The sequence below is a fragment of the Streptomyces sp. ME19-01-6 genome, assembly GCF_033793745.1.
Classification (GTDB): Bacteria; Actinomycetota; Actinomycetes; order Streptomycetales; family Streptomycetaceae; genus Streptomyces.
Genome location: NZ_JARAXF010000002.1, coordinates 553,224 through 577,127 on the forward strand (window position 1 = coordinate 553,224; position 23,904 = coordinate 577,127).

At 68.9% G+C, this 23,904-nt stretch carries 22 protein-coding genes and 2 pseudogenes; 14 read left to right on the plus strand and 10 right to left on the minus strand.

Annotated features, from left to right (window positions below):
* Positions 1-16: 16 nt before the first annotated feature.
* Positions 17-1,300, minus strand: a complete 1,284-nt coding sequence (locus PV419_RS05995; protein WP_415925241.1) for a ferric reductase-like transmembrane domain-containing protein — start codon at positions 1,298-1,300, stop codon at positions 17-19.
* A gap of 208 nt (positions 1,301-1,508) precedes the next feature.
* On the opposite strand from PV419_RS05995, the gene PV419_RS06000 reads away from it, so the two are divergent.
* From PV419_RS06000 to PV419_RS06015, 4 genes are all read left to right on the plus strand, one after another.
* Positions 1,509-2,198 carry a response regulator transcription factor gene (locus PV419_RS06000; RefSeq protein ID WP_319686609.1) on the plus strand — a complete coding sequence of 230 codons (690 nt, stop codon included), beginning with the start codon at positions 1,509-1,511 and terminating at the stop codon, positions 2,196-2,198.
* A complete protein-coding gene (locus PV419_RS06005; RefSeq protein ID WP_319686610.1) occupies positions 2,195-3,628 on the plus strand; it encodes a HAMP domain-containing sensor histidine kinase in 1,434 nt (477 codons plus the stop codon). The genes PV419_RS06000 and PV419_RS06005 overlap by 4 nt, the downstream gene beginning before the upstream one ends.
* A 613-nt stretch (positions 3,629-4,241) precedes the next feature.
* Positions 4,242-4,766 (plus strand): hypothetical protein, encoded by a 525-nt coding sequence (locus PV419_RS06010; protein ID WP_319686611.1) that lies wholly within the window; start codon positions 4,242-4,244, stop codon positions 4,764-4,766.
* Between the two features lie 158 nt (positions 4,767-4,924).
* Positions 4,925-5,311 carry a DUF6193 family natural product biosynthesis protein gene (locus tag PV419_RS06015; protein ID WP_319686612.1) on the plus strand — a complete coding sequence of 129 codons (387 nt, stop codon included), beginning with the start codon at positions 4,925-4,927 and terminating at the stop codon, positions 5,309-5,311.
* Positions 5,312-5,479: 168 nt separating this feature from the next.
* On the opposite strand, the gene PV419_RS06020 is transcribed toward PV419_RS06015, so the two are convergent.
* Positions 5,480-6,340 (minus strand): alpha/beta hydrolase family protein, encoded by an 861-nt coding sequence (locus tag PV419_RS06020; RefSeq protein WP_319686613.1) that lies wholly within the window; start codon positions 6,338-6,340, stop codon positions 5,480-5,482.
* 492 nt (positions 6,341-6,832) lie between these two features.
* A pseudogene (locus tag PV419_RS06025) lies at positions 6,833-7,115 on the minus strand (helix-turn-helix domain-containing protein); the annotation flags it as partial.
* 14 nt (positions 7,116-7,129) lie between these two features.
* On the opposite strand from PV419_RS06025, the pseudogene PV419_RS06030 reads away from it, so the two are divergent.
* Positions 7,130-7,270: pseudogene (locus PV419_RS06030) on the plus strand (DUF1772 domain-containing protein); the annotation flags it as partial.
* 162 nt (positions 7,271-7,432) lie between these two features.
* Here the strand turns inward: PV419_RS06030 and PV419_RS06035 are convergent.
* Complete coding sequence (locus PV419_RS06035; protein ID WP_319686615.1) at positions 7,433-7,663, minus strand: hypothetical protein; 231 nt, start codon at positions 7,661-7,663, stop codon at positions 7,433-7,435.
* Positions 7,664-7,868: 205 nt separating this feature from the next.
* Here PV419_RS06035 and PV419_RS06040 point away from each other — a divergent pair, with 205 nt between their 5' ends.
* Both PV419_RS06040 and PV419_RS06045 read left to right on the plus strand, forming a co-directional pair.
* A complete protein-coding gene (locus PV419_RS06040) occupies positions 7,869-10,808 on the plus strand; it encodes a GH59 galactosidase (RefSeq protein ID WP_319686616.1) in 2,940 nt (979 codons plus the stop codon).
* Between the two features lie 101 nt (positions 10,809-10,909).
* Entirely contained in the window at positions 10,910-11,191 is a 282-nt protein-coding gene (locus tag PV419_RS06045) for a hypothetical protein (protein WP_319686617.1), read from the plus strand.
* Here the strand turns inward: PV419_RS06045 and PV419_RS06050 are convergent.
* Positions 11,154-12,203 (minus strand): alpha/beta hydrolase, encoded by a 1,050-nt coding sequence (locus tag PV419_RS06050; RefSeq protein ID WP_319686618.1) that lies wholly within the window; start codon positions 12,201-12,203, stop codon positions 11,154-11,156. The genes PV419_RS06045 and PV419_RS06050 overlap by 38 nt on opposite strands.
* Positions 12,204-12,883: 680 nt before the next feature.
* Between PV419_RS06050 and PV419_RS06055 the strand changes: the two genes are divergently transcribed.
* From PV419_RS06055 to PV419_RS06075, 5 genes are all read left to right on the plus strand, one after another.
* Positions 12,884-13,168: a site-specific integrase gene (locus PV419_RS06055; RefSeq protein WP_319686745.1), complete on the plus strand. Its 285-nt coding sequence runs from the start codon at positions 12,884-12,886 to the stop codon at positions 13,166-13,168.
* Between the two features lie 13 nt (positions 13,169-13,181).
* On the plus strand, positions 13,182-13,559 hold the full coding sequence (locus tag PV419_RS06060; RefSeq protein WP_319686619.1) for a hypothetical protein: 378 nt from the start codon (positions 13,182-13,184) through the stop codon (positions 13,557-13,559).
* A gap of 167 nt (positions 13,560-13,726) precedes the next feature.
* Complete coding sequence (locus tag PV419_RS06065; protein ID WP_319686620.1) at positions 13,727-14,659, plus strand: methylenetetrahydrofolate reductase; 933 nt, start codon at positions 13,727-13,729, stop codon at positions 14,657-14,659.
* 527 nt (positions 14,660-15,186) lie between these two features.
* Complete coding sequence (locus PV419_RS06070; RefSeq protein ID WP_319686621.1) at positions 15,187-15,813, plus strand: hypothetical protein; 627 nt, start codon at positions 15,187-15,189, stop codon at positions 15,811-15,813.
* A gap of 328 nt (positions 15,814-16,141) precedes the next feature.
* A complete protein-coding gene (locus PV419_RS06075; protein ID WP_319686622.1) occupies positions 16,142-16,573 on the plus strand; it encodes a helix-turn-helix domain-containing protein in 432 nt (143 codons plus the stop codon).
* A gap of 79 nt (positions 16,574-16,652) precedes the next feature.
* Here the strand turns inward: PV419_RS06075 and PV419_RS06080 are convergent, their stop codons facing one another.
* The 5 genes from PV419_RS06080 to PV419_RS06100 all read right to left on the minus strand — a co-directional run bounded on the left by PV419_RS06080 (position 16,653) and on the right by PV419_RS06100 (position 21,304).
* Positions 16,653-17,255: an ATP-dependent Clp protease proteolytic subunit gene (locus PV419_RS06080; RefSeq protein WP_319686623.1), complete on the minus strand. Its 603-nt coding sequence runs from the start codon at positions 17,253-17,255 to the stop codon at positions 16,653-16,655.
* Position 17,256: 1 nt separating this feature from the next.
* The gene (locus PV419_RS06085) at positions 17,257-17,895 is read right to left on the minus strand and encodes an ATP-dependent Clp protease proteolytic subunit (protein WP_319686624.1); all 639 of its coding nucleotides are present in this window, start codon (positions 17,893-17,895) and stop codon (positions 17,257-17,259) included.
* Positions 17,896-18,117: 222 nt separating this feature from the next.
* Positions 18,118-19,119, minus strand: a complete 1,002-nt coding sequence (gene gap, locus PV419_RS06090) for a type I glyceraldehyde-3-phosphate dehydrogenase (protein WP_319686625.1) — start codon at positions 19,117-19,119, stop codon at positions 18,118-18,120.
* Positions 19,120-19,224: 105 nt separating this feature from the next.
* Positions 19,225-20,181 (minus strand): GlxA family transcriptional regulator, encoded by a 957-nt coding sequence (locus PV419_RS06095; RefSeq protein ID WP_319686746.1) that lies wholly within the window; start codon positions 20,179-20,181, stop codon positions 19,225-19,227.
* A 382-nt stretch (positions 20,182-20,563) separates the two neighbouring features.
* On the minus strand, positions 20,564-21,304 hold the full coding sequence (locus PV419_RS06100) for an MFS transporter (protein WP_319686626.1): 741 nt from the start codon (positions 21,302-21,304) through the stop codon (positions 20,564-20,566).
* A 426-nt stretch (positions 21,305-21,730) separates the two neighbouring features.
* Here PV419_RS06100 and PV419_RS06105 point away from each other — a divergent pair, with 426 nt between their 5' ends.
* On the plus strand, positions 21,731-22,582 hold the full coding sequence (locus tag PV419_RS06105) for a winged helix-turn-helix domain-containing protein (RefSeq protein ID WP_319686627.1): 852 nt from the start codon (positions 21,731-21,733) through the stop codon (positions 22,580-22,582).
* Positions 22,583-23,020: 438 nt separating this feature from the next.
* Entirely contained in the window at positions 23,021-23,863 is an 843-nt protein-coding gene (locus tag PV419_RS06110; protein WP_319686628.1) for a helix-turn-helix transcriptional regulator, read from the plus strand.
* The last annotated feature ends 41 nt before the right edge of the window (positions 23,864-23,904 follow it).

Below are 23,904 nucleotides of genomic sequence, written 5' to 3' on the forward strand. Positions count from 1 at the left end.
GTCTTCCTCGTTTCCCTCATCCAGCCAGGCTGAAGCGTTCGAAGTGGATCTGCGGCTTGGGTACCCCCAGGTCGCCCAGGGTGCGCAGGACGGCGGTGGTCATACCGGGCGGTCCGCAGACATAGACGTCGCGGTCGGCCACGTCCGGTACGAGCGACGCGAGTTCGCGCGAGGCCAGCCGGTCCGGGGTGGCGGGCCCGGTGATCAGGTGCAGCTCGGCGCCCCTGGCGTGGGCGAGCTCCCGCAGCTCGTCGTAGAGGACCGCGTCCCGGTCGGCCGCGACCCGGTAGATAAGCACCGCGTGGCCGTGCAGTTCCTCCAGCAGGGCCCGGACCGGGGTGATGCCGACACCGCCGGCGATGAGCAGGGCGTCCGGCCGGGTGCGGTGCAAGGTGGTGAAGGCGCCGTACGGGCCCTCGGCGAACACGCGCGTGCCCACCTTGAGGTGGCGCAGGGCGGCGGTGCCGTCTCCGGCGGTCTTCGCGGTCAGCCGGAGCCGCGTGCCGTCGGGTGCCGCCGACAGCGAGAACGGGTTGGCCTGCCACCAGCGGTCCCGGGTCAGGAAGCGCCACAGGAAGAACTGGCCGGCCCGCGCGGGCAGCCGGTCCAGGTCGCGGCCCGTGATGTAGACCGAGACGACGTTGTCGGACTCGGGGACGACCGCCGAGACGCGCAGCCGATGCCGCAGGTTGCGCCACAGCGGAAGTACCAGCCGACCCACGAACACCGAGGTGAGGGCCACGCCCCAGACGGCGTACCAGTACGTCTTCGCCGTGGACGACATGGTGAACGTCGTACCCACCGCCACCTGGTGCGTGAATGCCAGCACCACCGCGAGGTAGGTGTACAGGTGGATGAAGTGCCACGTCTCGTAGGCCAGCCGACGCCGGGCGAAGCGGGCCGAGACCACGCCCACCACGATGATCAGCGCCAGCGCGACGGTCGCGCGCAGCACGCCCTCGACGGTCTCGGCGAGGTCCACCAGCTGGCTCACCGGGTCCAGCGACGAGTACTCGGCGTAGCCGAAGGTGATGAAGGTGGCGTGCGCCACCAGCAGCCACAGGACGGAGAAGCCGACCCAGCGGTGCCAGGAGGTCAGACGGTCCATGCCGATCCGACGGTCGAGCCACGGCAACCGGGCCACGAGCAGCAGCTGGAACGCCATCAGGAGCGCGCCGTACAGTCCGGCCAGCCGCCCCAGCAGGATGAGGGCGTTCGAGCCGAACCCGGCTTGGAAGTAGAACACGGTCACCACGGCCGCGTTCAGGGCCAGCAGGGCGTACAGGCCGGTGCGGGCCACCACCTTGGGGCGAATCGCCGCGGGAGGCGGGGGGACGGTTGTCCGGACAGTCGTCACGGCCGGAAACTCCTCGATCGGGTCCTGGGACACCGAGCTTCGCTGGCGGGAGCTGTCGTTTTCCTGTCCTTCTGCTTTCAAGTCCTTATCGATACGGCTCCGGAGGGCCGGCCGGTGTCGCATCGGCGGTCGGGTGAAGCAGTATGAGCGCGTGGAAAAAGTACGACTCCTCGTGGTGGACGACGATCCCTCCATCGCCGACCTGGTCGCGACGGTCGCCCGCTATGAGGGCTGGGAGGCGGTCACCGCGTACTCCGGTGAGGAGGCGCTGAGCCGGGCGGCCGAGCTCCACCCGGACATCGTGGTGCTGGACCTGATGCTCCCCGGCCTGGACGGGTTCGGTGTGCTGGACGGGCTGCGCCGGTCGGGCACGATGGTGCCGGTCGTGTTCCTCACCGCGCGGGACGGTGTCGCCGACCGGGTGGCGGGCCTCACCCGGGGCGGAGACGACTACCTGGTCAAGCCGTTCGCGGTGGAAGAGCTCATGGCACGGCTGCGGACGGTGCTGCGGCGCAGCGCCGGGCCCGGCTTCCAGCGATCCGTGCTCCGGGTGGCGGACCTGACCATGGACGAGGACACCCATGAGGTGCGGCGCGGCGACCGGCTGCTCACGCTGACCCCGACCGAATACGAGGTGCTGCGCTATCTGTTGCGCAAGTCGCCGACCGTGCTGACCAAGGCCCAGATCCTCGACCACGTCTGGGAGTACGGCTTCGGAGGCCGCTCCAACGTCGTGGAGTTGGTCGTGAGCCGGCTGCGCCGCAAGCTCGAGGACACCGGCCCGCCGCTGATCCACACCGTACGGGGCGTCGGGTACGTGATACGGCAGGCCGCCGAGTGATCAGACGCCTCAGGCAGACGTACCGCAGGCTGCGTCTGGGCACCCGGCTGGCCCTGGGCCTGGGCGTGCTGTCGCTGGTCGTGTTCGCCGTCGTCGGCACGGCGCTGACGACGTACATGCGGGATTACCTGGAACGCCAGCTGAGCGACCAGATGAAGCTCGTCCAGGTCACCCAGACCAAGGACGCGGCGGCACACGGCACGGTAGAGGGCAAGCCGTACTATCGCTGGTACACCGCGGTGTACGAGGTCTCGGGCGGGACGGCCGTACTCCGCGAGCCCAGCGATGTGCCGGCGGACGCGACAGAGCTCGCCGCCGTGGCCGAGGCGCAAGCGGACTCGGGGGCCAGGGACGTCCTGCGCACCGCGCACCTCGAAGGGGAGGGCACGTACCGGCTGCGCGCCTGCGAGGTCGAACCCGGAGTGGTTCTGGTCACCGCGGCGCCCATGGCGGAGATCCGGGACACCGTACGACAGCTGATCACGGTCCAGGTCGTGGCCTTCGCTCTCGCGCTGCTGTCGCTCGTGGCGATCGGCCGGGCGATGCTGCGGCGCGGTCTGAAGCCGCTCAGCGACATGGCGCACACGGCCCATGACATCACCTCGCACGACCTGACCGACTCGGCCGCGCGGCTGCCGGTGCGCGCCGACGGCAGGAACGGGGGTCCGGAAGTTGAGGAACTGCGCACGGCGTTCAACACCATGCTGGAACACATCGACGACTCGCTCGCCGTCCGTACGGAGGCCGAGCAGCGGTTGCGCCGGTTCATCGCGGACGCCTCGCACGAGCTGCGCACACCCTTGATGTCTGTACGCGGCTACGCGGATCTGTTCCAGTACGCGGCGGCGAACACGCCGGAGGAACGGGACAAGCACCTGGCGCGGCTGCGCACGGAGGCCGCCCGGATGAGCGTGCTGCTGGATGACCTGCTGCTGCTCGCCCGCCTGGATGCCGCCGAGGTGGAGACTCCGTTGCGGCTGGAGGACGCGGACCTGGTGGAGCTGGTGTTCCAGGCAGCGGACGCGTTTCGCGCGGGCCGCCCCGACCACCCGCTGACCGTGACGGCCGGCCCTGCCCCGCTGCGGATACGGCTGGACCCCCTGCGCATCCGCCAGGTGCTGGACAATCTGCTCAGCAACGCCGCCGTGCACACCCCGGCGGGTACGAAGGTGTGCGTGGAGGTGGAGTCGCGGTCCGGCGCGGCGGTGGTACGGGTCACCGACTCCGGCCCCGGCATTCCGGCCGCCGACAAGGAGCGGGTCTTCGACCGCTTCTACCGGGTCGACAAGGCCCGCAGCCGCGGCGGCAGCGGCCTGGGCCTGGCCGTCGCGCGGTCGCTGGTGCGGGCACACGGCGGCACCCTCGACCTGACCAGTGAACCGGGCTCGACGGTCTTCACCTTCAGCATCCCCTCGGCCTGGACGGGCTGACGCCCGATACCTGCACAGGCTGCCACGTGAGGTGCTGCGCGGGCTGGCCTTGGTGCGTCCGGGTGCTGGTGCTGCGTCTGGCGAAGGAGAACCGCGATCGCCTCGGCGGCATCCTCCACTCATATCAACACCTTGTGTCGTCTGTCCACGCCGAAATATCTGCGGCGCCCCGACGGACAGCTTCTTCCGGATCCCCGGCGAGCTTCCCGCAGGCCGCCGCGACGCCCAGCACACCATCCGGTCCCACGAGCGCGTCACATACCCCGGTCTGCAGCCAGTCGGCCTGGTTCTCGTCAGCCCCGGCAACCGCGAGAGCGATGAGCCTTATGGCGACCACCGTCCCCACCCGGGCCAGGGCCTCCGCCGTCCGTCGAGTCACGAAGAAGCCACGGCATCTGCCGCGCTCCCGGCGCGCACTCACGTTGCGCTGAGTCACTGACTGCACATTCGCCGCTTCTTGCGCGCCGTGGCGTCATACGCGACAGAGGTAGCGCCATAACTGGCCCCTAGTGGCGCCATTCATGTGCCATGATGATGCCATCGCAATGCACCCTTGGCGTCATAAGCCGAGGGGCGCGCGTTTCGCAGAGTGAGCGATCAAAGGGGTCGGATCATGGAGACAGTGCAGAGCCAGCAGCAGACGGCCCCCGGCGCCTTCACCGCCTTCGCCCGCTTCGTGCTCTGCGGCGGCGGAGTGGGGCTCGCCTCCAGCTTCGCCGTGGCAGCCCTCGCCTCCTGGATTCCCTGGGTCCTGGCCAACGCCCTGATCACCGGGGTCTCCACGCTCCTCGCCACCGAGCTGCACGCCCGCTTCACCTTCGGCGCAGGCGGGCGCGCGACCTGGCGCCAGCATGCGCAATCGGCCGGGTCTGCGGCGGCCGCGTACGCGGTGACCTGCGTAGCGATGCTTGTCCTGCAGCAGCTGGTGGCCGCGCCCGGTCGGATGCTCGAGCAGGTCGTCTACCTGTCCGCCTCCGCACTCGCCGGTGTCGCGCGGTACGCGGCGCTGCGCCTCGTCGTCTTCGCACAGAACCGCTCGCAGGCCGCGGCCACCGTCCGTACCGCCCGTCCCGTGCACGCGACCATGGCCCGCACCTCGGCCCCGGCCAACCTCGCGGTGCTCTGCCGCGCCGCCTGACCGTTCCGCCGGGCGGCGCGCCGCGCGAGCCGGCGGGCGAAAAGGATTTCGATCATCTGGGGTGCATCACCCCACTGTCCCGGAGTGACCCACCACCGCACACCAGCAAGTTGCACGAACGGCAGTGGTCGATCCGCGGCACAAAACCGTTCCAGAGCATGCCCCTCATCGATGGCAGGACGGACGACCTGGCGGAGGTCGCCCGGGCCGCCCGGGCGTGGCACGACGGGGCGGCCCTGAACGACATCCGCCGGGCGGCACCGTTCGTGCACCTGACCGGACGATTCGAGGTGCCCGACCTCGATCCCGCGCGCCTGACGGAATCCGAGTGGCAGAGCATGCGCCAGGAGGCGGGTGAACTGGAGTACGTCTGGCAGGAGACGTACCAAGCCTTGATCGAGGCGGCACAGGCCGAGCCGACGCTGCGCGCCCTTTACTCGTTCGCGAGCTACTGGGCGCTGCGCTTTTCGACCACCACCCGCCCGCGCCTGACCGTCGTCGGACCGCCCAGGGCTGGAAGGGCGAGGTCGAAGGCATCGAGCTGACCCTGACGTTCCTGCGCTCCAAACGATCCCAGGGTCCACCGGTCGCAGCAGCTGCCTCCGGTGAACCTGGGCATGCCCTCTGTTCCTCACAGCCGACTCACAACTGAGTGATCAGCAACGCGGACACCACAAGGGCGGCCTGATGCACTGCCTTCGTCAGCGCGGGCGTCAGCCGAGGTGCCGCAGGAAGAAGGCGACCGCCTCTTCTCCGACCCGGACGCGAGCGGTCGGGTCAGCCGGGTCCGGCCCGATGAAGCCCTCGTGACGGACGTCGGGGCCGACCGAGCAGCCGCCCGCGGTGGGGATGTGCTTCAGGTACGGCTTCGCGTGGGCGTCGAACGGCATGATCGTGTCGGCCCCGCCCCACCGGATCTCCACCGGCACGCGCACGGCTCGCAGACTCTCCGGCGTCACAGACATTCCGTCGCTCGGGGCCACTTGGAAGACCGCACGCACCCGCGGGTCGGACATGTCCGCCCCAGCCACGCTCATCACAGCATGCAGTTCGTCCTGCGACGCCTCCGACACCATCTTCCGCAGTTCCTCCTGCAGTCCGGGGAACTCCGGAACCGTCGGCAAGGGCACATGCCCCGCCACGACGGCCTGCAGCACCTGCGGGTCCAGCCGCGCTCCGGCCAGCGCCGCCGCGGTGTAGCCGCCGAGCGAGAAGCCGGCGGCGCCAACCGATCCCAACGGCTGCTCACCCGCCAGGGCGTCAAGGGCGAACGAAATGTCCCGGGGCCGCTCCCAGATGAAGCAAAAGCCTTCTGCCTCATACCCGTCGACGAAGTTGTTGCCGTGGTGGTCGACAGCGGCCACCCGGAACCCTGCCTCGGTCAGCGGGCCGACCAGCCACTCCATGTCGCCCCCGGAGCCCCCGGTGCCGTGCGAGACGACAACCAGCGGAGCGGGGACGGCCACCGGACGCCGCGGCTCCCACAGGTAGAGCCGGACGGGACGCGGACGGTCCGGCTCGCGGAGATCCCGGCGGGAAGTGTCGTACAGGACACGTATGTACGGCTGCTCCATTTGCAGTTCTACCCCCCGAGAAATTGTCACAGCGACATCGTAGGGAGACTGAAGCTGCGCATACACCGCACCTCACCTACAGCCCGCCTGCCCCTCAACAGGACCGAGCCCCAGGACCCCTCACACCGGGCACCCCCGGCAGTCGCCTCGGTGCAGAGAAGACGGCGAGGACGGCGACGCAGTAGCGCGGGGGTGGCGGGTCTTGCCAGCGAGCGCCGAAGGAGTCGATGAACACGTCGTACGACACAAGGTCTCCCGGAAGAAAAGTTGGGCGTGGCGGCCCGCGACGCAGGTGCGGGCCGCTGAGTGCCGTACCCCGCCTGGGCGGGCACGGCACTCGGGGCGGAGTGGTGCTAGGTGTCGGTGACCAGAAGGTCCATCACCACGTGGGCGTGGTGCGCTGCTGGTTTCGGCGTTGAGCTGTGGGGCCGGATGCAATCAGGGATTGCGGATGGCTTCTCGTATGCAGTGATCGGGCCCTCGATCGCCGGCCGCGAGGGCGGTGACCCGGCCGCGCCGGGCCGTCCGCGGCGGAGGCCGCGCCCCGCACGGCCGCGGCCATCTCGGCGGCGCCATCGAGGGCGACGGCGCCGATGATCTCGCGTTTGCCGCTGAAGTGGCTGGAGAGGACGGGCTGGCTGTACTCGATGCACTCGGCGAGCCGACGGGTGGTGACCGCGTCCCAGCCCTGCTGCTCGGCGAGTTCACGGGCCGTCGCCACGATGAACCGTTCGCGGACCGCCCGTTCACGCTCCTTGCGTTCCTGTACCGAGATGATTCGCTCCTAGCAGTGGCCAACTCGGCCGCGCCCACGGGGGCAGGATGCTCGGCGCCGTGATGCCGGTCCGGTACATCGGCTCGCTCGTCCTCGTCGCGGTCTGGGCCATCACCAGATGGCACCACCACGGCATCGGCCTCGTCGTCACAGCACCCCCTCGAACTGCTGCCGCAGCCGCACCGGTACGGGCCATACTCGCCGATCGGCAGGTACGGCTCAATGAACTACCGCTCCACGTCAGCCAGTTGCGCACGTGTCATGCAAGACGATCTACCGGATCGAAGATCAGCGCGAGGGGAGAACCCGCTCATTGATCACGACCCGATACGCGCCCTAGTGTGCGCGCCTCCGATCAGGACGTACGACAGCGTCGAGCCGACGGTGACACGGGAGTCGTCGGCGATGTCGGCGACGACCTTCGCGACGACCAGCGGCGCGATGTAGTTGATGCCGATGTTGCCCAGCGCCGACAGCAGCATCGCGGGGACCATCAGCCGACGAAGCCGGGTCGACTCCCGGCCGTAGTAACGAAATACGAGGAACACCGAGCCCCTGTGCGGCGGAACATCACGTGATTCAGGAGCCCCCGTCCCCGCCCCGTGAGAAGAAGAGAAGCTGCAGGGGGATTGACGTAGAAAGCGCTTGCCACCTACGGTCCCCCCGGAATCAGGAACATCATTCGGTATATCGAACCCCTTGGTCCCAAGAAGGAGTCGAAGCGGGATGGGTACGCAGCGAAGACTCGGATGGATGTCGCTTGCCGCGGCGACCACCATGGCCCTGGCGGCGGGAGTAATCAGTGCACCTTCCGCCTACACCGCGGATAATCCCGTGGAGGTCGTGGTCAACGGGGACGACGTTCGCGGCGACAACGTGAACGGCATGACCTACAAGGGCCTCGGCCTGCTCAGCTGCAACAGCACGAGCAACCTGCTGATGGACTACAAGGCGGAGCATCCCAACCGGTACTGGCAGCTCATCAGGGTTCTGTTCGGCGGGAAGAACCCCTTGATCAACCATGTCAAGATCGAGATGGGATCGGACACGAACACGTCGACCGGCTCCGATCCGGCGACCATGCGCACACCGGACGAACTCGCTGACGCGTCCCGCACCCCGGGCTTTCAGCTGGCCGCCGACGCCAAGACGGTCAACTCGAACCTCAAGGTCTCGATTCTCCGCTGGGAGATGCCCGAATGGGTCCAGAACGAATGGGACAAGGGCACGGGCACCGACGACATGTACAAGTGGTACAAGGAGACGATCCTCGACGCCTATGAGAAGTACGGATACATGGTCGACTACATCGACCCGGACAAGAACGAGACGCGGGATCCGGACGAGGCCTTCATCAAGTGGTACAAGAACGCGATGGTGACCGACACGGACTTCTCAAATCCGCGCTACGACATCCCGGCGGAAAAGCAGGAGAAGACCGAGAAGGCCTATCACCACATCAAGATCATCGCCTCCGACGAGAACAACACGCTCAACATCGGACCGTCACTGCTCAGCGATAAGGAACTCTTCGGCATCGTCGACGCGGTGGGCTACCACTACACCACCGACGACCGGCGCGAGGGGGCCGCGGACAGCGACACGTACCTGCCGTACACCAAGCTGGCGACCGGCGAGAACAAGTACAACGAGGACAAGGAGGTCTGGTACAGCGAGGGAACCGCCTCGTTCGGCTATACCGACTACCGCGTCAACAACACCGAAGGTCCGAGCGGGGCGAGCACCGGTATCGGCGGCGTCCAAAGCACCCTTGACCTCGCGAACCGCATCGTCAAGAGCTACGCGAACTCGAAGAGGACGCACTACATCTTCCAGCCGGCGATCGGGTCCTTCTACGAAGGTGCGCAGTACAGCCACAAGGAACTCGTCAGCGCGCGCGACCCGTGGTCGGGCTATCTCCACTACGACGCGGCCCTCTATGTGATGCAGCAGTTCACCCAGTTCGCGAAGACCGGCTGGGAGAACGACACGAACACCGCGGGCATCTGGCGCACCGTGCCGGAAGCCAGTTACAGCGGGGCCGCCGGCACCGAAAACGTCGACGGCTCGAACGGGGCCCCGAGCTACATGACGCTCGCCGATCCCCGCAAAAAGGACTTCTCGACGATCGTCGTCAACGACAGCGACCAGTCCAAGACCTACCGAATCAAAGCCGAGAACATGCGACTCGGCGATCCGACCATGGAGATCTGGGAGACACGCGGAGCGGACGCGGGGCAGGCCTACGACGCGAACTTCAAGCACCTCGTCGACGAGATCCGGCCCGGTGGCGACGGCTACTACACCTACACGGTCAAGCCGAGGTCGATCGTGACCCTGACGACGCTCGACAAGAGCCGCGACCAGGCGACGAAGCAACGGCTGCCCAAGTCCTGGGACCGTACGGTGCTCGACACCGACGCGACCGGCAAGAAGCACAACACCCGCGACAACGTCCTGTACGCCGACGACTTCGGGTACGAGGAGGAAGGCAAGGTACAGGTCGGGACGGGCAACGGAGCGCGCAAGACGTCCCAGCCCTACCTGACGTCGCGTGGCAACCAGCCGCGCTACATGGTCGACCAGACCGGCGCCTGGGAGGTCGGCAAGGACGCGAGCGGCAACAACGTGCTGTACCAGTACATGGACCAGTCCATGAAGGACACCCACTCCTGGAACCGGAACACGCCGAACACGACGGTCGGCGACTTCCGCTGGGAGAACTACAGGGCCACGGTCGACGTCTCGTTCCCGGACCCGGCCGGCGGACTCGCCGCGCTGGGCGTCCGCCAGCAAAAGGGCATGGCGATCAGCGATGCCGCCTACAACGTGCGTATCCGCCCGAACGGCACCTGGACGTTCTACGAATACGGCACGGCGATCAAGACGGGCACGGTCACGGCATCCGACACCTACCGCCTCGCCATCGAGGCGAAGGGCGCGACGATCACAGCCTCCATCGACGGGAAAGCCGTCTCCACGTACCAGGATCCGACCCCGGAGACCGAAGGCCGCGTCAAGCTCGGCACCGACTTCTACAAGACGGCGTTCGACAACCTGAAGGTCGAGAAGATCGACGGGTACACGCCCTACGCCGACACCCAGATCGACAACATGGACAGTTCGGTCACGTACGACGGCGCCTGGAACAGGAAGGCCTCATTCGGCGACGCTATGGACTGGTACCGATCGACGTCGACGAGCACGGCTGCCGGCGCGTCGTTCACCGTCCCGTTCACCGGCACGGGCATCGACGTCATCGGCGGCAACGACGGCAGCGCCGTACTCGACGTCTACATCGACGGCAAGCTGATCGCAAGGGACGCGAAGACCGCCGCCACCGACAAACGCCTCGCGACGTACACGCTCCGCGGCCTGCCCGACGGCGCGCACACCGCGAAGTTCGTCCTCACCTCCGGAAAGATCGTTCTCGACGCGTTCAACGCCATCTCCGGTGACGTGGACGGCACTGTGGACACGACACCGCTCCAAAGCCGCCTGGGTGGGATCGGCAGTCCGGCACAGGCCGACTACACGCCCGACTCGTGGGCTCTGTTCGAGTCCGCCTACTCGGCTGCGAAGGCCGCCGTGGCCGGGCAGAAGGGCCTCGACATCACCGGCGTCGAGCAGATCACGAACAGGCTCGGCAAGGCCTACGACCGGCTGGTGCGCACGGACGCCACCGCGCAGTAGCAGGCCCTCGGCGTCACGGGCGCTCTCCCGACCACGGGAGAGCGCCCAGGCCTTGCGCCCTGGCCGGGGGCGCCGTGCTCCGCCCCCGCGGCGAGCGCCGAGTGCCGGCACGTCGCCACGGGGCGACGCAGGCCGCTGCCGACGTCGTGAACCGCATCGGTCCGGCGCGCACGGACACGCACAACGAAGCGGTGATCAGGGCGGGTTCGCTGGGCATCTCGTCGCTCGTGTGCCTGCCGAACAACGGTGCCGACGGAGTGACCGAGACGCAGCAGCCGCTGCCCGGTCCGTTCTGGCGCATGTATTCGCCCCGCATCCGCCCCGCCCATCTGCACAAACACATCATCAGCCCGCATCCGCGAGGTGGCGTCGGAACCACGTGATCAGACCGGCGTCCACCTCGCGGGCCGGTGGCAGCTGCGGCGCGGGCTCGATGCCGGGCTCGTCGGCGAGCGGATGCGCCAGCCCAGGGATCGACAGCAGTTCGGACCGTTCCCCCACTGCGTCGACGAGCTGGAACGCGTCGGCACGCAGCGCCGGGTGATCCAGCTCGCCGCTGACAACCAACAGCGGCGAGCGGCCGGCGAGGACGCCCGACTTGGCGACGAAGTCCAGGCTGTCGACGGCTTTCTCGGACTCGGCGTCATACGGGTAGTCGCCGGGGAACAGGTCCACGACGGACCGCATCCGGATGGCGCCGTTCACGACGGCGCCGGCGAAGACCGGTATCTCGGTGTCCGCGATGATCCGCAGCGCGACGGCTCCGCCCAGCGAGCCGCCGAGCACGCCGATCGGGCCGTCATCGACCGGCAGCTGCGCACGGATCGACGCCAGCGCGGCCGGGAACTCCTCGGTCGCCTGTCGGACGAACGGGAACAGAACGGACATCAGTGGGTCCTTGCGGAACCGCTCCCCGATGGCTTCCGTGCTGCCGTTGACCATGCGCTCCCCACACATCGGCATACCGAGATGCACCCGCCACGCGGGCAGGTCGTTCATCGGCAACGCGGCAGCGAACGCGGCGTTCGACCTCGGCGCGTCCAGCATGTGCCAGGTGACGATCAACGGCGCGGCACCGTCGCCGGCCGGTGGCAATGCGGTGAACGGCACGCCGGCGGCCGTTCCTGTGATCGGTGAGTGCATGCGTCCACGGTAGTTTTGCGGGCGCGTGCCAGGAATCGGTTGGGCTGTCAGCGAAATCAGCGCGGCAGGCGACCGGGTTTCCAGCCGCCCGCTGCCCGCGTCAAAAGCGACCGCGACGACGTGCACAGCCAGGCCCGGCGCGATGGCCGGCCACTGGTCTGTTGACTGCACTATCTGGCGGATCGAGTCGACTTGGGCGAGGGCGACGTCGAAGATCGCTCCATGCTCATGTACGAGGCTTCTCGGATGCACCGGGACGTGATGGACGGCCGTGTGAGGCTGCCTCAGATTGGAGCGGTGAACACGACGGACAGCCCGTCGCTCCCGTGGATTGTCGTAGACGGCGCCGCTCAGGAAATCGCACCGGTCAGCGCCTATTTGCTGGACCGGATGCTCGGTGATGTGAGCCCGTTGACCTGCCGGAGTTACGCGTACGACCTGCTGCGGTGGTACCGGGTCCGGTGGGCTGTGGACGTCGGATGGGAGCAAGCCACTGAAGCGGAGGCGGCCGTCCTGGTGGGATGGCTGCGATCGGCCCGCAATCCTCAGCGCATGCGCCGGAAGGATGCACACCGGCCTAAAACGGTGAACCCGACGACGGGGAAGCCAACGCTGCGTGCCGGCTACGCGCCTGCGACGATCGCTCATAACCTGTCGGTACTTCACGATTTCTATGCTTTTCACCTGCATCATGGGCGTGGACCGGTGATCAATCCCGTGCCGGAGAACCCGGCACGCCGCTCCGTTCTGGCTCACCGTTCCCCGGACGAACAACCTGTTCGGCACCGGCGCGGCCGCCTGCGGCAAAGGGTCCCGCCTCGGCAGCCGCGGCCGCCTACCTTGACGAGGCAGGGCTGCCCAAGGACGGCGGGGCGGTCTGGCGCACGCGGCGGGGCGAGGAGCGGCCCCTGACGTATTGGGCGGCCCGTCGTATCCTCCAGCGAGCGACCGACCACCTCGGCATGAACTGGACCCTTCACGACGCACGGCATACCGCGGCGACCAGGATGGCCCGAGACCCGAAGCTCACGCTGGTGGAAGTTCAGTCGATTCTGCGGCATGCCCATATCAGCACCACGGCCCTCTACACCGTGGTGGGACTGGATGACCTGGTCGACAAACTCGCCGAGTATTACAACCGGCCACCTGAACCGACGACGTGGACGCAGAACTACTCGGCTGGCGATACTGAGGTGGTGTTCGGTGGCGGGCAATAAGGTGGGCCACAGCATGCGTGTCGCGGTCTTTGCAGAAGATGTCATCACCCAGTACCAGCAGTTCCTTGCTCGTCGTAGGGCCGACCGTCCGGCGAGTGAATACCGCGAACCCACCCCTCAGGAGTGGCAGGAAATTCAGGAGCACTTCGACAAACGCAGGGTGGAACTCGGATCTTGCGGACGTCCTTACGGCACCCCGTGCACCCACGAGCACGCGTGCATTCGCTGCCCGATGCTCAGCATCAACCGGCAGGGCGAGATCGAAGGAATCGATTTGACTCTCACCTTCCTACGCGGCAAGCGCGAACAAACCCGCCGCTTCGAACGCACCGGTCCGACCGACCTCGGGCTCCCGCTGATGCCACAGCAGAAGTCCTGGCCCAGGAAGTAAGGCTGAGTTGTCGTCGACGTTGGTGCAGAGAGCCGGATCGGCTTGTCACTCCGGCGGCGGACGGTTGAGCCTGCCCCGCGCCTGCCGGCGCCGCCCGGCGAACCGGGTCCTCCGCGCCCGAAGGCCGGGTGCGGTTCCCGCCGTGAGTAGGATGACATCATGCACGAATGGCTTCCCCCGAGACCGTGACGGCCGCCGAGCTCATGGACCGCACCCGTGACGGCGTCCTGCTCTTCGGCCTGACCCCGCCACGCCAGACCACCACCCCCGAGCAGGCCGACGCCGTCGCCGCCGCGACCCTGACCCGGCTCCGGTCGGTGCAGGTCGACGGGCTCATCCTCTACGACGTGGACGCCGAGACAGACCGGACCGAGGCCCCGCGACCGTTCCCGTTCATGCCGATGATGGACCCGGCCCACTTCCTCGACGGCCACCTCGCCGACTGGGCCGGCCCGGTGATCGTCTACCGCGCCGTGGGCAAGTACACCGGCGACCAGCTGGACCGCTGGTGGTCGCAGGCCGACCGCGAAAGGGTGCTGACCGTCCTGGTCGGCGCGGCCTCCCGGCGCCAGGTGGTCCGGACGAGCCTTCCCGAGGCCTACCGCCGGCATGCCGGGCTCTCCCTCCCGCCGCGGATGGGCGGCGTGGTCATCGCCGAACGGCACGCCGCCTCGGGGACGGAGCACGCACGCATGCTGCACAAGCAGGACGCCGGCTGCGAGTTCTTCGTCTCCCAGGTCTGCTACGACCTGGACCACACCCGCAACCTGCTCTCCGACTACACCCACATCTGCCGCGACCAGGGCCTGGACCCGAAGCCGGTGGTGCTGACCCTGGCCCCGTGCGGGTCGGTGAAGACCCTGGAGTTCATGACCTGGCTCGGCATCGAGGTCCCGCGATGGCTGCAGGCCGAGATCACCCGCGGCGACCCCCTCGCCGCGTCGTACGAGCAGTGCCTCCTCAACGCCCGGGCCCTGATCGCGTACTGCCGCCGCCTCGGCCTGCCTTTCGGGATCAACGTCGAGAGCCTCACCAACCGCAAACTGGAGATCGACGCCTCCATCGACCTCGTCCGGGAAATTCGCGACCTGCTGGGCTGAATCATCGTCAGGTCGGCAAGCGGTCGTCGCCTGCATCAGTGAGAACTTTCCATCCTGAAGTCGCGGGTGAGAGGGCTCGTTTGAGAGCGAGGAGGTGTGATTCGGCTGGCAGACGGCCGTGATCACTAGCCTTGATCGTCTGTCAGCGGGTCCTCCGATGTTGGTGGGTGGGACGGGCCGTCGTAAGGTGCAGAGAAGCTGGAGCACCGTGCCGCCGGCTGTCGGGATGTCCCAGGCATGGGCGGCGACCAGGTCACCGATCGCCGCGCCGACACCGACCGGGTCCCGGCCGTCGCGCAGCGCGTGTAGTCGGATCCGCCGCGCCAACGGGCGGTTCGGCACGCCCCGCACCGCCACCTTGCGCCCGGACACCGGTGTCCGCTCTCGTCTCTCCCGCCACCGATGCGACAGCGCCAGGTTCGTTCTGATCAGCGTCGTTCCAAAGTCGCGTCGTCCGGATGTCATGTCCCGCCCTTTCCGTGCTGCACGAAGCCGTATTCGTCCGCGCGGGACGGGATGATGGGCACATGACGACGTATCTACGAAGAGCCCTGCCGCTGCTTCTACTGCCGCTGGCGGTGACGCTGTCGGCGTGCGGGGAGGAGACGGTGGACCGCTCCGAACTGGAGTCCCGGGCCCGGGCGCTGGGCACCGAGCCGGAGATGGTGTACGTGACCGACGTACCCGGCTACACCCTCGCGTCGCAGTCCGTGAGCGTGATCGGCGACCACGGGTTGGGAGGCGCCTACACCAAGCCCGGCGGCGGGACGATCGAACTACGGGTGGACGAGCGCAGGAACGACCCCGGCGACTGCGCGAAGTCCGGCCTCGACCAGGCCGGGGGCGAGAAGCAGACGTGCGAGCGGGACGGCGAGAGCTGGTACCTCGCCTCGAAGTCCGTCCATGAGTATGTGCGCGAGGACGGCGGACGAGTCATCCGGCTGCGCGCCGACCGGGAGAGCGTCACCCGCGACACCCTCCGCAAGGCCGCGGAAGGCGTCCATCAGGCCGACGACGGGGAGCTGGCCGATGTCCTGCCGGAGGGCGCGGGCGACAGCGGCGGGCAGGTCGGCACCGAGCGCGGCGATCTGCCGAAGACCGGCGACGGCGCGCCCCAGGACCCGGCCGGTATGACCGAGGGGACCAGCGGCTGAGGGCCGGAGGCAGGAGTGCCCCCTGGAGCCGGACACCGGTCTTCCGCTGCGCGTCCGGCGCCGTTTGCGCCGTGCTCGGTTCCCGGACTTGGAACGCTCAACCCCTCGACCCACCTGGTGAACGGCTTAACGGCGGTGTCGCGGTCGTTGATGCTGCCGGCCGGTTCGTTGAGCCGAGCCGGTGTGCTGAGGACCAGGACGAGACCCGCGTCTGCCCCGGCTCCCCCGGCGCGCCCCGTCCAGCCATCCCCCAGTCCGCCCGCGCGGCTTCACCCAGGGCAGAACGCCGCTCCCTTCCCCCCGCGACCCGGATCCCTAGGCTGAAGGGGTGAGCACTCATGCGCCGAACGAAGCCCGCGTCATCCCCCTGCGCCCGCAGACCTCGCCCCCCGGTTCCGGTGGGACGACCCGCGCCCCGCAGCGACCGGCGGGAGCCCCACAGACACCCGCGCCGAGGGAACCCCTGTGGCGCGACGTCGTCGGCGATGTGCTGCGGCGCGAGCGGCTCGCCCAGGAGCGCACGCTGAAGGACGTCGCGGAGGCGGCCCGGATCTCGATGCCGTACCTGTCGGAGCTCGAGCGCGGCCGCAAGGAGGCCTCCTCCGAGGTGCTCGCGGCCGCCGCCCAGGCCCTCGGGCTCGGCCTTTCCGACCTGCTCTCGCTCGCCCAGGACGAGCTGGTCCGGTACGCCCGGAGCCGGGTGGGCCGGGGCCGCACGTCGCCCACGGCGCAGTACGACGGCCTCTGCCTCGCCGCCTGACCGAACGACGGCCGGTACGGCGGGGCGCACCACCGCCGTACCGGCCGGCTCGTCGGCCTTCGGCCACGGCCGCGCGGGGTCAGACGAACGCGAGCCGTCGGCACAGCACCTCGTCGGCGAGCCCGTAGGCGACGGCCTCCTCGGCGGTGAGCACCTTGTCCCGGTCCATGTCCGCGCGCAGCGTCGCCACGTCGTGGTGTGTGTGCCGGGACAGGACCTCCTCCACCTGCGAGCGGATGCGGGCCATCTCCTTGGCCGCGAGGCTGAGGTCGGAGACCGTCCCCTGCCGGCCGTCGCTGGCCGGCTGGCCGAGCAGCACCCGCGCGTGCTGGAGCACGAACCGTCGCCCGGGATCCCCGCCGGCCAGCAGCACCGCCGCCGTCGACGCCGCCTGACCGACGCAGAACGTGGAGATCGGCGCCTGCACGAACGTCATCGTGTCGTAGATCGCCATCAGCGAAGTGAACGATCCACCGGGCGAGTTGAGATAGATCGAGATCTCGAGCTCCGGGTTCGCCGACTCCAGATGCAGGAGTTGCGCGATGACCACATTGGCGACCCCGTCGTCGATCTCGGTGCCGAGGAAGATGATCCGCTCGTTCAGCAGCCGGCTGAAGACGTCGTAGGACCGCTCACCCTGTGCGGTCCGCTCGATGACGTAGGGAACCGTGTACGACCCCATGTCACAACCCCATCCGTCGGCGCGACGCGGCCGGGCGGATGTCGGCGAGCGACTCCACCACCCGGTCCACGATCCCGTACTCCCTGGCCTGCTCGGCCGTGAACCAGCGGTCCCGGTCGCCGTCCCGCGCGATCGTCTCCTCGCTCTGCCCGGTGTGCTCGGCGGTGATCCGCTCGACGGCCTTCTTGGTGAACTGGAGGTTCTCCGCCTGGATCTCGATGTCCGCGGCGGTGCCGCCGATGCCCGCTGAGGGCTGGTGCATCATGATCCGCGCGTTCGGCAGCGCGAACCGCTTGCCGGGCGCCCCCACGGTGAGCAGGAACTGGCCCATACTGGCGGCGAACCCCATCGCCAGCGTCGAGACGTCGTTCGGGATGAGCCGCAGGGTGTCGTAGATGGCGAGACCCGCGGTGACCGACCCGCCGGGGCTGTTGATGTACAGGCTGATGTCGGTGCGCGGGTCCTCCGCCGACAGCAGCAACAACTGCGCGCACACCCGGTTGGCCGACACGTCGTCGACCTGTGTGCCGAGGAGGACGATCCGCTGGGCGAGCAGTTGTGCCGCGAGATGGTCGTCGAAGCGGCTGGGCGGTGTGTCGCCCTCCTCCGCGCGGGGCGGGAGAGTGGTGAGTGGAGTCATCTGGTCTCCTTGTCGAGGCAGGAATCCCGTCGACTCCACTCTTGACCTCGGGAGGTCCCCGGACGCGGTTTCTCTGCCCACCGCAGATTCGCCACGGGCAGAGATGACGGCTCAGCCCTTCTCGCGCAGCTGCCGGAAGAACGCCCGCCGGTCAGCCGGCGCAGCGTCACGAGGGGCGCAGGGCCGACCCTCGACCCGCGCTGGGACCGGCCCCGGAGACGGTCAGCGTGTGGCGAGGAGTTCCAGCGTGTCGATCACGCGGTTGGAGAAGCCCCACTCGTTGTCGTACCAGGCGACCACCTTGACGTGGCGGCCATCGACGCGGGTGAGGGCCGAGTCGAAGATCGACGAGGCGGGATTGCCGGTGATGTCGGACGACACGAGCGGGTCGTCGGAGTACTCGAGGATGCCGACGAGCGGCCCCTCCGCCGCGGCGGCACGGTATGCGGCCAGCACGTCGTCGCGGGTCACGTCGCGGGCAACGGTGGTGTTGAGTTCGACGATCGAGCCGACCGGCACCGGTACGCGGATCGAGTCGCCCGACAGTTTGCCGTCGAGATTGGGCAGCACGAGGCCAATGGCCTTGGCGGCGCCCGTCGTGGTCGGCACGATGTTGACGGCGGCGGCGCGGGCGCGGCGGGCGTCGCGGTGCGGGCCGTCCTGCAGGTTCTGCTCCTGTGTGTAGGCGTGCACGGTGGTCATGAAGCCGTGCTCGATGCCGGCGAGTTCGTCGAGGACCGCGGCAAGCGGCGCGAGCGCGTTAGTCGTGCACGAGGCGTTCGAGACGATCGTGTGCACGGCCGGGTCGTACGCGTCGGTGTTGACCCCGTATGCAAGCGTGACGTCGGCGCCGTCCGAGGGCGCGCTGACGAGCACCTTCTTCGCACCCGCGTCGAGGTGGGCCCGGGCGGCCTTGGCGGACGTGAAGCGGCCGGTCGCCTCCAGCACGATGTCGACGCCGAGCTCGGCCCACGGCAGTTGCGCCGGTTCGCGCTCGGCGAGCACCGTGATGCGGCGGCCGTCGACGACGAGGGTGTCGCCGTCGGCGGTCACCGGACGGCCGAGCCGTCCGGCCGTCGTGTCGTAGGCGAGCAGCCGGGCGAGTGTGGCCGGCTCGGTGAGGTCGTTGACAGCGACGATCTCGAGGTCGCTGTCGCGTTCGAGCAAAGCGCGCAGCACGTTTCGTCCGATGCGGCCGAAACCGTTGACGGCGATGCGAGTCATGAGTGGGTGTCCCTTCGGTTCGCCACCAGCCTCGCGTGCGGGATCCGGCCGTGACTGTGGCGTGAGCGCCATGGTTCGCAAGGATCGCGCCAGACCGGGCGGCGGTTACTCGCCCCGGGTGAAGGTCCGCCGGTACTCGCTCGGCGTGGTACCGAGGATGTGCTGGAAGTGCATGCGCAGATTCGCGCCGGTACCGAGACCGACGTCGTTCGCGATCTGCTCGACACTGCGCTCCGAACGCTCGAGCAGCTCACGGGCCAGGTCGATACGGGCGCGCATGACCCATTGCATCGGCGTGTACCCGGTGTCCTCGACGAAGCGCCGTGAGAACGTGCGCGGCGAGACCGCCGCGTGCCGGGCGAGGGCTTCGAGGCTGAGGGGTTCGTCGAGCCGGTGCAGGGCCCATTCGCGGGTGGCGGCGAACCGTTCACCGAGCGGCTCGGGCACGCTGCGCGGCACGTACTGCGCCTGGCCGCCGCTGCGGTAGGGGGCCGCGACCAGGCGCCGGGCAGTATGGTTCGACGCGGCCACGCCGAGGTCACCTCGCAGGATGTGCAGGCACAGGTCGATGCCCGAGGCGGCGCCGGCCGACGTCAGTACGCTGCCCTCGTCGACGAACAGAACGTTTTCGTCGACCCGGACGAGCGGATGCTTCGCCGTGAGCGCCCGCGTGTAGTGCCAGTGCGTCGTGGCGCGCTTGCCGTCGAGCAGGCCCGTGGCGGCGAGCGCGAAGGCGCCCGTCGAGATGGCAGCGAGCCGTGCACCCCGGTCGTGTGCGGCGATCAGCGCATCGACGACGGCGTGTGGCGGGTCGTCGCGGTCCGGGAAGCGGTAGCCGGGGACGAAGATGATGTCGGCCCACGCGAGCGCGTCGAGGCCATGGGCGACGTGGTACGCCAGACCGTCACCGCCGGTCACGAGCCCGGGTGCCGCACCGCACACCCGCACCTCGTACGGCATGCTGGCGCGGGTCGTGAACACCTGTGCGGGAATGCCCACATCGAGCGGCTTCGCACCCTCGAGCACAAGGACGGCGACTCGACGCAGGCGGGAAGACGACACGGGAATCAGGGTACGAGGTCGTCCGGTACGGCGTCGTCTTCGCCGTTCCATGCCGCTGGCCCCGTGTCGTCCGTCGTCTGGGTCACGTCCGTGGACGTGACCGATGCCGCGGCCCTTGGGGCGCCTGTCGGATTTCTGAGCACGCTCGCCGGCGACTTTCGACACCCGGCGCTTCTCTTCGACAGGCAACAGCTCCTCGTCCTCGCCAAGCAGCTCATCGATGCAGTCCTCCGGCGAGATGACTCCGGCCGCTCCAGCGCCGGACGCAGCAGGTCAGGCTGGGCTCCGACGGGGCATTGCCGATTTCTCCCTCCGCACACGACGTGGGGCTGGTGGAGTACAGAGAACCCGGTGCTGTGCCCCCACAGCGGTCAGCAACCTGTCACGGAGGCGACAGCCGGAGCCTCGGCGTCCACATCCGTGGGCCTGCCGGGCAGTTCGCGCATCGTGCGCAGCGGCGAGAGCCGAGGCCTTGGAGCGCGACACCGACCGCGAACCGCCAGTCGGACTGGAACATCGGCAGCGCCAGCATCCACAACAGGCCGCTCACGGTCACCGACAGGAACATCGCGGGGCCCTGCCCGAGCCGGGCGGCGATCCTTGTGGTGAGCAGGCTGCCGAGCAGGCCGCCCACCGCCTCCGCGGTGAAGACCAGACCACACAGGAACGGCGACAGCCCCAACTCGCCGTTGAGCAGCACCAGCAGCATCGACGCGCCGATCACGGCGGCCAGGTTGGAGATCGCGGCGGTCAGGGTGATCGCCCGCAGCAGCGGGTTGTTGAAGACGAACCGCAGGCCCTCGGCGATCTCGGACCGCAGGCTCGCCTCGGGGTGGACCTCGGGTTTGGTCTCGCTGCTGCGGATCCGCGACAGGAAGAGCGCCGAGGCCACGAAGCCGACCGCGTCGACGACGATCGCAACCGGCGCCGTCAGCGCCCCGACCAGCACACCGCCCAGGCCCGGCCCGCCGACCTGGGCGATGTTGCGGGTGGCCTCCAGCTTGACGTTGGCCTCCAGCAGCTGGTCGTCCTCGACGAGATGCGGCAGATAGCTCTGGTAGGCCACATCGAAAAAGACGGTGCACACCGAAATGCCGAAGGCGGCGACGTACAGCTGGCCCATCGTCAGGGCGTCCAGTCAGTACGCGACCGGGATCGAGCCCAGCAGGACGGCCCGGGCCAGGACGCAGGCGATCATCACCGGACGGCGGCGGACGCGGTCCCCCCAGGCGCCGACGGGCAGGCCGATGACCCAGGAAGGCCAGGTAGTCGAAGACGACCAGCAGACCCGTCTCGAACGGCGTGGCGTCCAGCGGACCGATGGCCACCAGCGGAAGGGCGACGAGCGTCACGGCGGCACCGGCCTGGCTGACCGAGTCCGCGGTCCAGAATCTGCGGAAGTCGGGGTGGAAGAAGAGGCTGGAGCGGGACGGCTTGAAGCCGGGCAACCGGGAAGGCGCCATGATGGGAAGGATCACCAGCGTGGTGCCGCGGCCGCCATTGTTTTAGTCTGGGCGAAAACATCGGCGACCGGCGGGGGAGACGCGGCATGGGTGCGGTGCGGTTCGGCGTGGACGACATCGCCAACGTCAGGTTCGCGATGTCACCGCTGTGGGAGACGGTCGCCAGCTACCAGGCGGCCCTTGACCCGGGCCTGCACGTGGTCCATCTGCCGTGGATCCGCTCGGCGTTGACCCTGCTGCGGGACGCGGATCTGGCCGAGCGGACCGCGCCCCTGAAGTCGCTGGCCCGCACGCCACCGCCGCGCTGCCCGCTCGCCGAGATCGAGGAGGAACTGGCCTTCCTGTCCCCGGCTCCCGGGCTCGCGGACGCGGTACGGGCTTGGTGGGGGGCCGCGGTCCAGCCGTACTGGCCGCGGATCCGTGCGGTGCTGGAGGCGGACATCGCCTACCGGACCAGGCAGTTGGCGGAGGACGGCATCCGGCAGGTCTTCGCCGGCCTGAACCCGCAACTGACCTGGTCCGGGGACACCCTGCTCTCGCCGGACCTGCCCGAGTCCGCCCCCGGTCTGGGCGGCGCCGGGATCACCCTGGCACCCACGGCGTTCGCGGTCCGCTGCCACTTCCTCACCGAGGACGGCCCGGCCCAGCCCGCCCTGGTCTACCCCACCCGCGCCGTCGGCACCCTGTGGGAGCGCCGGGACCCGACCGGCGACAGCCTGGCCCGGCTCCTGGGCCGCAGCCGGGCCCAGCTGCTGACCTACACCAGCTCGCCGGCCACCACGACCCAGCTGGCCGCCCGCACCGGCCTGAGCTTGGGCGCGGTCTCCCAGCACCTCACGGTCCTGCGGGAGGCCGGCCTGGTGACCAGCCACCGCTACCGGCGCGAGGTCAACTACGCGGCCAGCGACCTCGGGGTCGCCCTTCTCGAACGCGGCTGAGAACCCCGTCGCTCCCCTACGGTTCGATTCCCCGGACCGGCCCCGAGCGGTGGAGCCAGGTATCGCGAATGGCACTGTCCTGTCCGTTGCGGTGGTTGCCGGCGTCCTCGGCAACGGGGATTGCGCCGAAGAGCGCGGAGAATCCAAACTCGCCGAGTTGGCAGCATCGACTGGTCACCCCGGGGACGCTGCCGGCCTGGCCCAAGGCGAACTGCGCCGACTTGGTCATCAGGTCGCCGCCGCCACCAGCCGCGGAGTCCGTGGTTCGAAGTGGACGGTGTCAGGCACTACCGCACCAACGGAAAACCGATTATCACGTATCTGCGACGAAGATACATGCTGTCCGGGAGCTCGAGCTCCACGGCTCCGACGTGCTGCGCTTCCGGCAAGGTGCTGTGAGCCGGAAACAAACACTCCAGACACGAGGAGGTGTCTGCGATGACGCCGATGCCGCTACTGCCGGTCGACAAGCTGGTGTCGCGGCTGCGTGACGCGACTGGGGTCGATCTCGCCTTCGGTGGCGCGGTTGGCACGGGGGTGCACGCGTTCGCGATCAACCAGACCAGCGGAACCGAGACTCCTGCGCTGAACAATCTGCTCATTCGTGAGGGACTGGGGTTGGGCGGCAAGGCGATGAGCCTGCGCCGTCCGGTGGCGGTGCGGGACTACCACAAGGCCGGTGGCATCACTCATCAGTACGACCGGGCGGTGGAGGCTGAGCGGTTGTGTGCGGTGTTCGCGATTCCGGTCGTGGTCGGGCGCACCACCCGTGCCGTCGTCTACGGCGGGCTGCGCCGGCCTGGTGTCGTCGGCGGGCGCGTCCTCGACAGCGCCGTCCGGACGGTCACCGCAGTCGCGCGCGACGCGGAGGTCGCTGAGGAGGTCGAGCGGAGGCTGGCGGAACAGCAACGCGAACGCGAGCAGCCCGCGACCCGCCCTGTGGCGGTGCACAAACTTGAGCAGCGTCTGCGCGAGGCACAGGCCGAGATCGACGTGATCGCCCAGCAGGTGGCTGATCCGGCTGTCCGCGCGCGGCTCGAAACGCTCAGCCGTGGACTATGCGCACCCCTGGCCCAGCAGGCGAAGTCCCCGCTGTCGCCGCGTGAGATCGACGTGCTCGTGCAGGTCGCCGCAGGCTACACCAATCGCGAGGTGGCCGACCGGCTGCATCTGCTGCCCACCACTGTCAAGGCCTACCTTCAGTCGGCGATGCGCAAGCTGGGCACCGCGAACCGCGTCGCCACCGTGGGCCAGGCGCGCAAGCTCGGCATCCTGCCCTAGAAACGACCGACCTCACCGTCACGATCACCTGCCGATTGCCC

Excerpts from the sequence above, each read along its gene's own strand:
- PV419_RS06010 (WP_319686611.1), top strand. The coding sequence starts at position 4,242 with ATGGAGACAGTGCAGAGCCAGCAGCAGACGGCCCCCGGCGCCTTCACC.
- PV419_RS06015 (WP_319686612.1), top strand. The coding sequence starts at position 4,925 with ATGCCCCTCATCGATGGCAGGACGGACGACCTGGCGGAGGTCGCCCGG.
- PV419_RS06020 (WP_319686613.1), bottom strand. The coding sequence starts at position 6,340 with ATGGAGCAGCCGTACATACGTGTCCTGTACGACACTTCCCGCCGGGAT.
- PV419_RS06040 (WP_319686616.1), top strand. The coding sequence starts at position 7,869 with ATGTCGCTTGCCGCGGCGACCACCATGGCCCTGGCGGCGGGAGTAATC.
- PV419_RS06060 (WP_319686619.1), top strand. The coding sequence starts at position 13,182 with ATGCGTGTCGCGGTCTTTGCAGAAGATGTCATCACCCAGTACCAGCAG.
- PV419_RS06065 (WP_319686620.1), top strand. The coding sequence starts at position 13,727 with ATGGCTTCCCCCGAGACCGTGACGGCCGCCGAGCTCATGGACCGCACC.
- PV419_RS06070 (WP_319686621.1), top strand. The coding sequence starts at position 15,187 with ATGACGACGTATCTACGAAGAGCCCTGCCGCTGCTTCTACTGCCGCTG.
- PV419_RS06080 (WP_319686623.1), bottom strand. The coding sequence starts at position 17,255 with ATGGGGTCGTACACGGTTCCCTACGTCATCGAGCGGACCGCACAGGGT.
- PV419_RS06085 (WP_319686624.1), bottom strand. The coding sequence starts at position 17,895 with ATGACTCCACTCACCACTCTCCCGCCCCGCGCGGAGGAGGGCGACACA.
- gap (WP_319686625.1), bottom strand. The coding sequence starts at position 19,119 with ATGACTCGCATCGCCGTCAACGGTTTCGGCCGCATCGGACGAAACGTG.
- PV419_RS06100 (WP_319686626.1), bottom strand. The coding sequence starts at position 21,304 with ATGGGCCAGCTGTACGTCGCCGCCTTCGGCATTTCGGTGTGCACCGTC.
- PV419_RS06105 (WP_319686627.1), top strand. The coding sequence starts at position 21,731 with ATGGGTGCGGTGCGGTTCGGCGTGGACGACATCGCCAACGTCAGGTTC.
- PV419_RS06110 (WP_319686628.1), top strand. The coding sequence starts at position 23,021 with ATGACGCCGATGCCGCTACTGCCGGTCGACAAGCTGGTGTCGCGGCTG.